Consider the following 13,061-nt stretch of genomic DNA (forward strand, 5'->3'; position numbering starts at 1 on the left):
ATAAAACACAATAAATGAAATTTTAAGTGCTAATTACTTCTTAAAAATAGCTTTATTATTTTATCCTCAACTTTTAATAGTTGAGGATAAAATATTTTTATTGCTGCATTTTAAAATAATAGTCGGCAGAGTGTTTTCCTCCTCCGTAGAATAAGAAGAAGATGCAAATGAGTAAAACTACAATTGCAAGAATTAAGCTTTCAGAATGCATGTGTCCCATAAAATTTACGAGAACGGCTCCAAATAGTATTGGTAATTGAGCTGCAATTGCCCAGCGGGTAAGTAGCCCAAAAACAATCATTATACCTCCAATCATGTGTGCCGGCGCGATATAATGCAGAAGAAACATTCCGCCTCCGAACCGATCAATTGGAGATATTAAATCATGTAAATACTGAACGTTTGTTACAAAAGAAACGCCTTTCATAAATAAAAAAACACCCAATATTATACGTACTAAATCTACTGGTAAATAAGTATGGGCATTTGCCCACTTATTTAAGCTTTTGACATTTTCCATGATACTACGTAATTAAAATTATATATATAAAGTTACTAATTTTTAATGATATATTTAATTTAAGTATCTGAAAATAAGTTTTTTACTATTTATTTAACACGTTATCTGTAATTGTGGAATATTAAACCTGAATTACGCCCAGATTAAATGGTTTTTGAATAGGAGCGTGGTTGGCAGCTTCGATTCCCATTGAGATCCATTTGCGGGTATCCAGTGGATCGATAATTGCATCTGTCCATAATCTTGATGCGGCATAATAAGGCGAAGTCTGCTCGTCGTAACGTGCTTTTATTTTGTTGAAAAGTTCCGTTTCTTTGGCTTCATCGACAACTTCTCCTTTTGCTTTAAGCGAAGAAGCTTCGATTTGTGCTAAAACTTTGGCAGCCTGCGTTCCGCCCATAACAGCAAGTTCTGCACTTGGCCACGCAAATATTAATCTTGGGTCATAGGCTTTTCCGCACATAGCATAATTTCCTGCCCCATAAGAATTTCCTACGATTACAGTAAATTTTGGTACAACCGAATTACTTACAGCATTTACCATTTTGGCGCCGTCTTTAATAATTCCGCCATGTTCTGATTTTGAACCTACCATAAATCCGGTAACGTCTTGCAAAAATACTAACGGAATTTTCTTTTGATTACAGTTGGCAATAAAACGGGTTGCTTTATCGGCGCTGTCAGAATAAATTACACCGCCAAACTGCATTTCGCCTTTTTTGGTTTTTACTACTTTACGTTGATTGGCTACAATACCAACTGCCCAGCCATCGATTCTGGCATAACCGGTAATTAACGATTGACCGTAACCGTCTTTATAAGCCTCAAATTCTGAATTATCGACCAAACGATTGATGATTTCCATCATATCGTATTGTTCGTTTCGGGCTTTTGGTAAAATTCCGTAAATGTCTTTTGGATCTAAAGCAGGTTTTTCGGCTTTGATTCGGCTGTATCCGGCTTTATCAAAATCACCAATTTTATCGACTATATTTTTGATTTTATCTAAAGCATCTTTATCATCTTTGGCTTTATAATCAGTCACTCCAGAAATTTCGCAATGTGTTGTTGCTCCGCCTAAAGTTTCATTATCAATAGTTTCGCCAATTGCAGCTTTAACCAAATAACTTCCGGCAAGGAAAATACTGCCTGTTTTATCCACAATTAAAGCTTCGTCGCTCATAATTGGCAGATAAGCACCTCCGGCAACGCAGCTTCCCATAACAGCAGCGATTTGTGTTATTCCCATACTGCTCATTTGGGCGTTGTTTCTAAAAATACGTCCGAAATGTTCTTTGTCAGGAAAAATTTCATCCTGCATTGGCAGATAAACTCCGGCGCTGTCTACTAAATAAATAATAGGAAGTCTGTTTTCCATTGCAATTTCCTGTGCACGGAGGTTTTTTTTGCCTGTAATAGGGAACCAGGCACCAGCTTTTACCGTCGCATCATTGGCAACAACAATACATTGTTTGCCTTTTATATATCCTATTTTAATAACAACTCCGCCAGAAGGGCATCCGCCGTGTTCAGCGTACATTCCTTCTCCGGCAAAACCGCCAATTTCAATATTTTCTGAATTTTCATCTAATAAATAAGCGATACGCTCACGAGCCGTCATTTTTCCTTCGGCATGTAGTTTTTCGATTCGTTTTTCGCCTCCGCCTAGTTTTACTTTGGCAAATTTTTGTTTTAAGTCTGAAAGTAATAGTTTATTGTGATCTTCGTTTTTATTGAAGTTTAAATCCATGATATAATATTGATTTTACAAAATAGTGTTGGCTAATTTACAAAATCCATTGAAATAAACCGATTGCTTTGTGAATTAAGAAAAAGTTTATGTTATCCTTTTTTTTATTTAAACACATAGAGATAGGATTTATAGTTTAAAGAAGGAAGTAAAAAAGAAACTAGTTTCTAACACATAGCTGATACTATGTTTGTTTAAACAAGTGAAACGCCTTTTTAAGCGAACTTAATCTATGTTTCTATGTGTTAAAACTAATTACACCAATTATTTTTCTTTAATTTGCTTTTTCATACTAACTAGTATTTTTTATGTCTAAAGCTGCAAATACCCGACTTACGATTCTCCATAAAGCATTTGAATTAATCTATACCAAAGGTTATCAAACCACAAGTATTGATGAAATTATTGCTACAACTCAAGTTACAAAAGGCGCTTTTTATTACCATTTTAAAACTAAAGATGAAATGGGAATTGCGATTATAGAAGAAATTCTAAAACCGACTATGCAGGAAAATTTTATAAAACCAACTGAAGCTTCTCAAAATCCAGTTGAGGATTTTTATAATATGATTTCGTATTTATTGCTCGAAGATCCTTTTTTGCAGGTAAAATATGGCTGTCCGGTTGGAAATCTTACACAGGAAATGACGCCGTGGAATAATAGATTTAGTGAAGCTTTGGCCGAATTGGTCGATTTATGGAAAAAGAAAATTATAAATTCAATAGAAAAAGGGAAAGAATCAGGTTTGATTCGCAAAGATGTAGTGGGCGAACAAGTTGCTTTTTTTATCTTATCAGGCTATTGGGGAATACGAAATTTCGGAAAACTTCAAAATGATAATTCTTCCTATCTTGTTTATTTAAAGGAACTTAAAGTTTATTTAAACGGCCTGAAATAAAATTATTTTTCAAAAACATACTACTTAGTATGTTTTTAAATATATTTGCATTGTCTTAATCAAAAAACAATGTATCAAACTCTTTTAGTATGCCATTCCTTTATAAGATGGCTCGTATTGGTAAGCTTGTTATATTCTATTTATACAGCTTACAAAGGTTATTCTCAAAAACTTCCTTTTACCAGGAAAGATAACCTCATCCGGCATTGGACGGCTACAATTGCTCATATTCAGCTTATTTTTGGAATATTAGTTTATGTGCAAAGCCCGATTGTGAAATATTTCTGGAAGAATTTTAAAGAAGCGGTTCAAAATTTAGATGCTTCGTTCTTCGGAATTATTCACATTGCTTTAATGTTAATCGCAATAGTTTTTATTACAATTGGTTCGGCTTTAGCCAAAAGAAAACTTTCTGATGATCAAAAATTCAGAACCATGCTAATGTGGTTTTCTATTGCTTTATTAATCATTTTTATTGCCATTCCGTGGCCATTTTCACCTCTTGCAAACCGACCTTATTTTAGATAATTATGAAAAATTTACTGAACACAAATACCGGAAGATTACGAATTATAGGATTTCTGGAAGGAACTTCGCTTTTGATTTTGCTTTTTATAGCAATGCCGATGAAATATATTTTTGAAATGCCATTTTTAACAAGACCAGTGGGAACAGTTCATGGTGCTTTATTTCTGCTTTTTATTTTTAATACATTGAGCGTTGGAGTAGAGCAGAGCTGGAAATTTAAAGACACAACATGGAAAGTGCTTTTAGCCTGCGTGATTCCGTTTGGTACTTTTTACATTGATTCTAAAATTTTAAGTAAAATCCAAAACCATTAGTTATGATTTTTGTATTCAAAACAAATGTTGATAATATTTCGAAAGTGGAAAAGGTTGCACCAAAACTAAATCAGTTATTTCCTAACTCAAAATGGAATTTTGATCTTGAGGATTGCGATAATATTCTAAGATTTGAATGTAAAGATGATATTATCGAAAAGGTGATTTTTTTAATGAAAGTGATTGGCTTTGAATGTGAAGCTTTATAAAAACAAAAAACATCCGTTGCAGCGGATGTTTTTTTATATAAAACAAAGTATAATTATTTTTTAGGAGCGCAAACCATTCGTTTTAGCATTGCCCATTGTTTTAAGGCATCACGAGCCTCAACAGCCGGATAACCTAACATTGTTTTTCCTGCAGGAACGTCTCCGGTAACACCAGATCCGGCTCCAATTACAGCTCCGTCGCCAATAGTGGTATGGTCTTTTATAGAAGCACTTCCGCCAATAATAACACCATTTCCTAAAGTTACAGAACCTGCTAAACCGCTGTTTCCAGCCATAATACAGAATCGGCCTAATTTACTGTTATGTCCAATTTGAACTAAATTGTCAATTTTACAACCGTCTCCAAGAATTGTTGAACTGAATTTTCCGCGGTCAACGCAAGAATTTGCTCCAATTTCAACACCGTTTCCAATGATTACATTTCCAATTTGCGGGATTTTTACCAAGCCTTTTTCAGAACAAGGGCGAAATCCAAAACCGTCAGCACCAATTGTTGCATTTGGATGAATAATACAATCGCTTCCGATGTGACAACGTTCACGAACAACTGTTCCAGACCAAATAATAGTGTTTTTTCCAATAGTACATTCATCCAGAATAGTAACGTTTGGATAAATTACTGCATTGGCACCAATTTCAACTTTTGGTCCAATATAACAGCCAGCACCAATTTTAGCACCTTCGCCAATAATTGCTGTTTCGTCTATAGTAGCTGTTTTATGGATATTATTATGAAAAATTGGAGTAGGCGGAGCAAAAAGGGCCAAAATCTGCGACATGGCTAAATCTGCATTTTTTACTTTAATAAAAGCGCGATTTTCTCCAGGTTCAATAGAAATGTCTTCGTTTACGACAGCAATTGAAGCATTTGAGGTCGACCAGTACTTTTCATATTTTTTATTTCCTATAAAAGAAATTTCTGAAGTTGTAGCTTTTTCTAATTGCTCTGTTGCGGTAACGCTCTGTGAAGTAGTGCCGTAAATTACACCATTAATTACTTCATTAATTTCTTGAATTGAATACGATCTCATTGACAAATTTTATTCGACTTAGGGTTAATTTTCGTCAAATAAAATAAAATAGATTTTAATTACCTAATAAAATTTTTATGTTTCTTAATAATTATTTAAAATAGAAGTCTAAATATTACAAAATTAACATTTTAACTATTAATTTTTTGCAAGTTTTTTAATGTCGGGGTTTGTCGCTGTTCAGTTTTTGGGTGAATAATCTTAGTTTTTTTCAATAAAAAATAAATTATTTAATTGGTAAGTAGCAGCCTACATTTCTTTTGTTAATTGTTTCTCTTTGTGGGTATTAAAAAAAAAGCGATTCACTTAAAAGGAATCGCTTTTTTGATTTATTCTTTAATTTTCGAGAGTGAAACTGCGTTAATGCAGTATCGTAAACCGCTTGGTTCTGGTCCGTCTGGAAAAACGTGCCCTAAGTGCGCATCGCACACATTGCAGACAACTTCAACACGAATCATTCCGTATGATTTGTCAGCATGATACCCAATTGCATTTTCTTTAATTGGCTGAGTGAAAGATGGCCAGCCAGTTCCTGACTCAAATTTTTCGTTTGCATCAAAAAGAACCGTTCCGCAGCATTTACACTCGTAAATTCCGGGATCAAATAAACTGCATAATTCAGAGCTGAAAGATCTTTCAGTTCCTTTTAAACGCGTTACCTGATATTCTTCCGGAGATAAAAGCTGTTTCCATTCTTCTTCCGTTTTCTCCACTCTTTTTTCCGGAGCCGGATTTCCTTTATTTGTAAAATGAATTACATCTGCCCATTTTATCATAACTTTTTTAGTTTTAAAGTTTAAAGTTTCAGGTTTCAAGTTTACTGTGACTGCAAACTGCGACTGAACACTATAAATCTGAACACTGAATACTATTCTTCTTCTTTCTGTCCCATCATCATTAAAAATGCTTTTAGGAAAGGGTCGATATTACCATTCATTACGCCGTCGACATCGCTGGTTTCGTAACCTGTACGAACGTCTTTTACTAATTTATAAGGCTGCATTACGTAATTACGAATCTGCGAACCCCATTCGATTTTCATTTTTCCGGCTTCAATATCAGCACGCTGTGCTTGTTGTTTTTTCAACTCAATTTCATACAATTGAGAACGAAGCATTTGCATGGCACGCTGTCTGTTATCTTGCTGTGATCTTGTTTCAGAACACTGAATCTGGATTCCGGTTGGTTTGTGAACTAATTGTACTTTCGTTTCAACCTTATTTACGTTCTGCCCTCCGGCACCACTTGAGCGCGATGTTGTAATTTCGATATCGGCAGGATTAATGTCAATTTCGATACTATCATCAACAAGCGGATAAACATACACAGATACAAACGAAGTATGACGTTTGGCATTACTATCAAAAGGAGAGATTCTAACCAAACGGTGAACACCATTTTCTCCTTTTAAATATCCAAAAGAATAATCACCTTCAAATTCTAAAGTTACCGTTTTTATTCCGGCAACCTCACCTTCCTGAAAGTTAAGTTCTTTTATTTTATAGCCATAACTTTCGCCCCACATCATGTACATACGCATAAGCATTCCTGCCCAGTCGCAGCTTTCAGTTCCGCCGGCACCGGCAGTAATTTGAACAACAGCACTTAAACTGTCGCCCTCGTCAGAAAGCATGTTTTTGAATTCGATGTTTTCTATATGACTTTGTGCAGTATCATATTGTTCGTCTAATTCATCTGCAGAAAGTTCTCCTTCTTTATAAAAATCATAAGCAAGCTGTAATTCATCTGTAAGTGTTACAGCTTTGTCATAATCCTCAATCCATTTTTTCTTGTTTCGAAGATTTTTTACGATGTTTTCTGCTTCTTTGGCATTATTCCAAAAATCAGGCGCAAAAGTTTTTTCTTCTTCGTTTGCAATTTCGATTAGCTTGGCATCAACGTCAAAGATACCTCCTCAACGCACCAAGGCGCTCCACAATACCTTTTACTTGTTCGGCTGTTGTCATAAATTAATAAGTAGTTTTATTTGTTTTTTGTCGATATTACGTTAGTTTATTCAAAAAACTAATGCGTAATTTCGTTATACAAAAATAAGATTTAGTTTTTAGAATACAGCATTAATTTTAACAGTAATAAAAAGGGCAAATAATAGCTTCAGAAAATAGTTTATGGATAATATAAGTAAATACGATCTGCATAAAAATGATTTTTCGAAATTGCATTTTGAAATAAACGATGCAAAGCCATATTTACTAAAAAACCTGGATCACGCTTCAATACCGCACAGACATAGTTTTTATCAAGTTATTTGGTTTAAAACTCCGGGAAGACATTATGTTGATTACGAAATTATCGATCATCCTGAAAATACAATTTTCTTTATCAATACCAATCAAATCCATTATTTCTGTCCAGATTCTGTAAACGAAGGAATTCTGTTTCACTTTAATGATTATTTTATTTCTCAATTTAATCCTGAATTTCTGGAGCGTTTTTCATTATCAGTCTTTAACGAAATTGGAAAGCCTTATTTAGAGCTTTCAGAAACTGAAACTGAACGTTTTTCTGTTTTTAGCAAAGTTATTGAAGAAGAAATACAGGCAAATGATATTTTTATGAGAGAAGAAGTTTATTCTGTTTTTACAAGTTTACTTTTTCTAATTGAAAGACTGAAAAGTAAAGAGACAAAGATTGATTTTAATCTAAATTCTGATTTTAAACTGGCTTATTTGTTTAAAAAAGAAGTCTATAAAAACAAACAATCTTTTTCTAATATTGATTTCTACAGTGATTTACTGCATACAAATAACAAAAAACTGACGAGTGTTGTAAAGCAGTATTTAGGTAATACACCAGCAAATATTATCATTTCAATTAAAATATTAGAAGCAAAAAGAAGATTGGCAAACGGGAAATTCTCTATTCAGGAAATCGCTTATGATTTAGGATTCGATCAGCCTACTTATTTTACGAAATACTTTAAAAAAGCGACCGGAATTACGCCAAAGGAATTTCAATCTTCTATACTTCCGTAAAATACCATTTGTTGTCTCGATTTTACCATTTTAAATAAACAATTCGAAGGAATTTTGCCTTGTTAATTTTAAACTACAAAATGATGAAATCACAAGCATTAATATTAGGCGGAACAACCGGAATGGGAAAAGCCACAGCAGTCTTATTGTTACAAAAAAATATTGAAGTAATAATTGTAGGCAGAGCCGATAAAAATTTGGAAACTACAAGACAGGAATTACAATCTTTAGGAGATATAAAAACAATTGGTGTCGATTTATTGAATGAAACTGATGTTGAAAATTTTTCAGTTTCACTAAAAACGCTTATTCCGAATTTAAAATACTTAGTAAACGCGGCAGGATATTTTAGTCCGAAACCATTTTTAGAGCACACGAAACAGGATTTTGATATTTACCACAATTTCAATAAAAGCTTTTTCTTTATAACGCAGTCTGCAGTTAATATAATGAAAGAAAACGGCAGAGGATCAATTGTAAACATTGGATCAATGTGGGCAAAACAAGCTATAAAAGCGACTCCGTCTTCGGCTTATTCAATGGCAAAAGCTGGATTGCATAGTTTGACACAGCATTTAGCAATGGAATTAGCTGATTTTAATATTCGTGTAAACGCTGTTTCTCCGGCAGTTGTAGTTACACCAATTTATGGATCATTTATTGAAGAAAGCAAGATTGAAGAAACATTAATGGGTTTTAATAGTTTTCATCCAATTGGACGTGTTGGAAAACCTGAGGATATTGCTAGAACAATCAGTTTTTTACTTTCTGATGAAGCTTCCTGGGTTACCGGAGCCGTGTGGGATATTGACGGAGGGGTTATGGCAGGAAGAAATTAATTTTACAAATATAATTTTGAAAGAGTTTTTCGGTTTATCGGAAAGCTCTTTTTGCATTCTATAAAATATGTAAACAGCTTTTGAAATTATTAATGCTAGTTTTATATGTTTTTTATAAATATTACGTTAATTTGGTTCTAAGTAATTCACAAGTTAAAATTTATTAAAACTTGGGATTAATAACAAACAGTAATACGTAATTTTGCTGTCCAAAATAGATATAGTTTTTATATGGAAATAAATTTAATTAGCGATACCATTACCAAGCCTTCTTATGAGATGCTGCAGTATATGTTTAACGCTCAGGTTGGCGACGACGTATACAAACAAGATCCTACGGTTATCGAATTAGAGACAAGAATAGCCGAATTTTTTGGTATGGAAGCTGGACTTTTTTTTCCGTCGGGAACTATGGCGAATCAAACCGCAATTAAACTGCATACACAACCCGGAGAACAATTAATTGCCGATAAATATGCTCACGTTTATAATTATGAAGGCGGCGGAGTTTCTTTTAACAGCGGAGTTTCCTGCTCTTTATTAGACGGAGACCGCGGAATGATAAATGCGGCACAAGTGGCAGCCGCAATCAATGATCCCGAATTTTATCATAGTCCGTTAACGAGTTTAGTTTGTGTTGAAAACACAACGAATAAAGGCGGCGGAGCTTGTTACGAATTAGAAGATTTAAGAGAAATAAAAAAAGTCTGTGATGCTAATAATTTGAAATTCCATTTAGATGGAGCTAGAATTTGGAATGCATTGGTTGCAAAAAGACAAAACCCGAAAGAATTTGGAGCTATTTTCGATACTATTTCGGTTTGTTTATCAAAAGGTTTAGGCGCACCAATTGGTTCTGTTTTATTGGGAACCAAAGCAGATATTCACCGAGCATTAAGAATCAGAAAAATATTAGGCGGAGGAATGCGTCAGGTTGGTTATTTAGCCGCAGCGGGATTATATGCATTGGCGAATAATATCGAACGTTTAGCAGAAGATCACCGCAGAGCAAAAGAAATTGGAGCAATTTTAAGCACAAAATCCTGGATTGCATCTGTAGAACCTGTAGAAACAAATATTTTGATTTTTTCACTAGCTGAAGGTTACAGCGACCAGCTTTTGATCGAAAAATTAAAACAAAAGAATATTTTAATAAGTTCCTTAGGACGCAACAAACTAAGAATCGTTACTCATTTAGATTATAAGGAGGTAATGCATACGTATGTTTTGGAGATGTTTTCGAAGATTTAGGAAAGAGGTTCAAAGTTGCAAAGGTTCAGAGGGACAAAGGTTAAAAAAAGACGCACTATTTTTATAGTGCGTTTTTTTTAAAGTTACAATAAGAAAAACCTTTGTCCCTTTGCAACTCTGAACCTTTGTCACTTTATTTAAACAAATTATCCATTCCCGGAATCATCGGCATATCCATTTTTGCGACAGCGTCAAGTTCACTTTCGTTAACGCTTGTTGCTCTTTCGATAGCTTTATTTAGTGTTACAATTAAATAATCTTCCAGTTGTTCTTTATCTTCTAAAAGAGAATCATCAACAGAGATTGATTTTATTTTTCTATTGGCAGTAATTGTAATTTTTAATAATCCGTCGGCGCTTTGTTCGTCAATTAAAACAGTATCAAGGCGTTTTTTTGTATCTTCAATTTTTTGCTGGGTTTCTTTAAGTTTACCCATCATTCCCATTAAATCCATTTTTTGTTGATTTTTAAATTATTTCATACAAAATTAGTATATTGCTGTATTAAATCAATGGAATATTTTATGAAAAAATTAATTTTGTTCTGTTGTGTTTGTACTACTTTTGCTCCTTCGTATTTAAAAACAAATGCTCAATCAATGCAAGAAAATATACAGGCTCCAAAAGCCAAGGAAGTTCCAAAAACATTAAAAAAACACAAAGAAACCCGAATCGATAATTATTTTTGGCTGAATGACAGAGAAAATCCGGAAGTTATTGATTACCTGAATAAAGAAAACGAATATTATCAGAAAGTGACCTCTCATACTAAAGATTTTCAGGAATCTTTGTATGAAGAAATGAAAGGCAGAATTAAAGAAGATGATTCATCAGTTCCTTATTTCTATAACGGATATTTTTATATTACACGTTTTGAAACAGGAAAAGATTATCCAATTTTTGCCCGAAAAAAAGGAAGCCTTTCGGCAGAAGAAGAAATTCTGTTCAACTGTAACGAACTAGCTGTAGGCCACGCATATTTTAAACTGGGGGGGTTAAGTATAAGTCCTGATAATAAATTTGCCAGTTTTGGAACTGATATCGTGGGAAGAAGAATTTATACCATCCAGATCAAGAATCTTGAAACAGGAGAAATTTTATCAGATAAAATCGAAAATGCAACGGGAGCTTCTGTTTGGGCAAATGATAATAAAACCATTTTCTATACCAAACAAGACGAAGTTACTTTAAGATCTGATAAGATCTTTAGACATAAATTAAATACAGATTCTAAAAAAGATGTTTTAGTTTATGATGAAACAGATGATACTTTTAATGTTTCGGTAAGTAAAGAAAAATCAAGGAAATATATTGTAATTGGTTCATCGAGTACTTTAACGACAGAATACAGAATACTGAATTCAGATAATCCGGATGGAGAATTTGAAGTATTTCAGCCTCGTGTTCGTGGTTTAGAATACAGCATTTCTCATTATGAAGATTCATTTTATATCTTAACAAATAAAGATAAAGCAACGAATTTCAAGCTAATGAAAACGCCTGAAAATAAAACAGGCAAAAAAAACTGGGTTGATGTAATTCCGCATAGAGAAGATGTTTTATTAGAAGATATTGAGATCTTTAAAAACTATTTAGTTGTAGAAGAACGCTCGAATGGTTTAAATCATATTCGAATTATGCCATGGAATGGTGAACCAGATTATTACCTGCCTTTTGGAAGCGAAACTTACAATGCTTTTACTACAACAAATATTGATTTTGATACTGATATTCTGCGTTACAGCTATCAATCGCTTGCTACGCCGTCATCTGTAATTGATTTTAATATGAAGACTAAAACCAAAGAAATTCTAAAAGAACAACAGGTTTTAGGCGGAAAATTTGACAAAGAAAATTATGTCGAAGAACGCGTTTGGGCAACAGCAAGAGATGGTGTAAAAGTGCCAATTTCTATGATTTATAAAAAAGGATTGAATAAAAATGGTAAAAACCCGTTATTGCTGTATGCGTACGGTTCATACGGAATTACGATGGATACTTATTTTTCTTCAACAAGACTTTCGTTATTAGATCGCGGTTTTGTTTATGCAATTGCACACATTAGAGGAGGAGAAGACTTGGGAAGACAATGGTATGAGGACGGAAAACTGTTAAAAAAGAAAAATACCTTTACAGATTTCATCGATTGCTCTAAATTTGTAATAGACGAGAAATATACGTCACCAGAACATCTTTATGCTGAAGGTGGATCTGCAGGAGGACTTTTAATGGGTGTAATCGTAAATGAAGCACCAGAATTATATAACGGAGTTATAGCGCAGGTACCTTTTGTAGATGTTGTTACAACAATGCTGGATGACAGCATTCCGCTTACAACAGGAGAATATGACGAATGGGGAAACCCAAACAATAAAAAATATTACGATTATATGTTGTCGTATTCACCTTATGACAATGTAAAAGCACAAAAATATCCTAATATGTATGTATCGACAGGATTGCATGATTCTCAGGTACAATATTGGGAGCCAGCGAAATGGGTGGCTAAATTAAGAGTTTTAAAAACAAATGATAATCAATTGTTTTTAGATACTAATATGGACGCGGGACATGGCGGGGCTTCAGGACGTTTTGAGGCTTTAAAAGACTTAGCAAAAGAATTTACTTTTTTATTAGATTTAGAAAAAATTAAAAGCTAATTAGATTTTTTTTGTTAAATTTGCAACCTATCAAGGTGCTTAAA

The 13,061-nt window shown here is 33.7% G+C and carries 14 protein-coding genes; 8 read left to right on the forward strand and 6 right to left on the reverse strand.

All coding sequences use genetic code 11. The annotated features are described in order from the left end of the window. Positions 1-97 precede the first annotated feature (97 nt). Positions 98-520, reverse strand: a complete 423-nt coding sequence (locus NLJ00_RS13610) for a DoxX family protein (protein ID WP_053473598.1) — start codon at positions 518-520, stop codon at positions 98-100. Between the two features lie 121 nt (positions 521-641). Next, positions 642-2,270: an acyl-CoA carboxylase subunit beta gene (locus NLJ00_RS13615; RefSeq protein ID WP_256634135.1), complete on the reverse strand. Its 1,629-nt coding sequence runs from the start codon at positions 2,268-2,270 to the stop codon at positions 642-644. A 308-nt stretch (positions 2,271-2,578) separates the two neighbouring features. Here NLJ00_RS13615 and NLJ00_RS13620 point away from each other — a divergent pair, with 308 nt between their 5' ends. The 4 genes from NLJ00_RS13620 to NLJ00_RS13635 all read left to right on the forward strand — a co-directional run bounded on the left by NLJ00_RS13620 (position 2,579) and on the right by NLJ00_RS13635 (position 4,220). Then, on the forward strand, positions 2,579-3,169 hold the full coding sequence (locus tag NLJ00_RS13620; RefSeq protein WP_180859701.1) for a TetR/AcrR family transcriptional regulator: 591 nt from the start codon (positions 2,579-2,581) through the stop codon (positions 3,167-3,169). Between the two features lie 69 nt (positions 3,170-3,238). Beyond that, positions 3,239-3,697, forward strand: a complete 459-nt coding sequence (locus NLJ00_RS13625) for a hypothetical protein (protein WP_256634136.1) — start codon at positions 3,239-3,241, stop codon at positions 3,695-3,697. 2 nt (positions 3,698-3,699) lie between these two features. Further along, complete coding sequence (locus NLJ00_RS13630; RefSeq protein ID WP_256634137.1) at positions 3,700-4,011, forward strand: DUF3817 domain-containing protein; 312 nt, start codon at positions 3,700-3,702, stop codon at positions 4,009-4,011. A gap of 2 nt (positions 4,012-4,013) precedes the next feature. Next, positions 4,014-4,220 (forward strand): hypothetical protein, encoded by a 207-nt coding sequence (locus NLJ00_RS13635; RefSeq protein ID WP_256634138.1) that lies wholly within the window; start codon positions 4,014-4,016, stop codon positions 4,218-4,220. 53 nt (positions 4,221-4,273) lie between these two features. Here NLJ00_RS13635 and lpxD read toward each other — a convergent pair whose 3' ends face one another. From lpxD to prfB, 3 genes are all read right to left on the reverse strand, one after another. Beyond that, positions 4,274-5,272 (reverse strand): UDP-3-O-(3-hydroxymyristoyl)glucosamine N-acyltransferase, encoded by a 999-nt coding sequence (lpxD, locus tag NLJ00_RS13640; protein WP_053473592.1) that lies wholly within the window; start codon positions 5,270-5,272, stop codon positions 4,274-4,276. Between the two features lie 329 nt (positions 5,273-5,601). Next, on the reverse strand, positions 5,602-6,048 hold the full coding sequence (gene msrB, locus NLJ00_RS13645) for a peptide-methionine (R)-S-oxide reductase MsrB (protein WP_256634139.1): 447 nt from the start codon (positions 6,046-6,048) through the stop codon (positions 5,602-5,604). Positions 6,049-6,140: 92 nt separating this feature from the next. After that, positions 6,141-7,239 (reverse strand): peptide chain release factor 2 gene (gene prfB / locus NLJ00_RS13650; RefSeq protein WP_256634140.1). Its coding sequence is split into 2 segments (ribosomal slippage): positions 6,141-7,175 and positions 7,177-7,239, totalling 1,098 coding nucleotides; the frame shifts between segments, so codons are not numbered across the junction. Between the two features lie 162 nt (positions 7,240-7,401). Here prfB and NLJ00_RS13655 point away from each other — a divergent pair. The 3 genes from NLJ00_RS13655 (at position 7,402) to NLJ00_RS13665 (ending at position 10,358) form a co-directional block, all read left to right on the forward strand. Next, positions 7,402-8,268, forward strand: a complete 867-nt coding sequence (locus NLJ00_RS13655; protein WP_256634141.1) for a helix-turn-helix domain-containing protein — start codon at positions 7,402-7,404, stop codon at positions 8,266-8,268. Positions 8,269-8,348: 80 nt separating this feature from the next. Further along, positions 8,349-9,107 (forward strand): SDR family NAD(P)-dependent oxidoreductase, encoded by a 759-nt coding sequence (locus NLJ00_RS13660; RefSeq protein WP_256634142.1) that lies wholly within the window; start codon positions 8,349-8,351, stop codon positions 9,105-9,107. Positions 9,108-9,338: 231 nt separating this feature from the next. After that, entirely contained in the window at positions 9,339-10,358 is a 1,020-nt protein-coding gene (locus NLJ00_RS13665) for a threonine aldolase family protein (protein WP_256634143.1), read from the forward strand. A gap of 133 nt (positions 10,359-10,491) precedes the next feature. On the opposite strand, the gene NLJ00_RS13670 is transcribed toward NLJ00_RS13665, so the two are convergent. Beyond that, positions 10,492-10,812, reverse strand: coding sequence for a YbaB/EbfC family nucleoid-associated protein (locus tag NLJ00_RS13670; protein WP_053473588.1), 321 nt, complete (start codon positions 10,810-10,812; stop codon positions 10,492-10,494). A 69-nt stretch (positions 10,813-10,881) separates the two neighbouring features. Here NLJ00_RS13670 and NLJ00_RS13675 point away from each other — a divergent pair, with 69 nt between their 5' ends. Continuing rightward, positions 10,882-13,017 carry a S9 family peptidase gene (locus NLJ00_RS13675; protein ID WP_256634144.1) on the forward strand — a complete coding sequence of 712 codons (2,136 nt, stop codon included), beginning with the start codon at positions 10,882-10,884 and terminating at the stop codon, positions 13,015-13,017. The last annotated feature ends 44 nt before the right edge of the window (positions 13,018-13,061 follow it).

Source organism: Flavobacterium panici, assembly GCF_024499525.1.
GTDB lineage: Bacteria > Bacteroidota > Bacteroidia > Flavobacteriales > Flavobacteriaceae > Flavobacterium > Flavobacterium panici.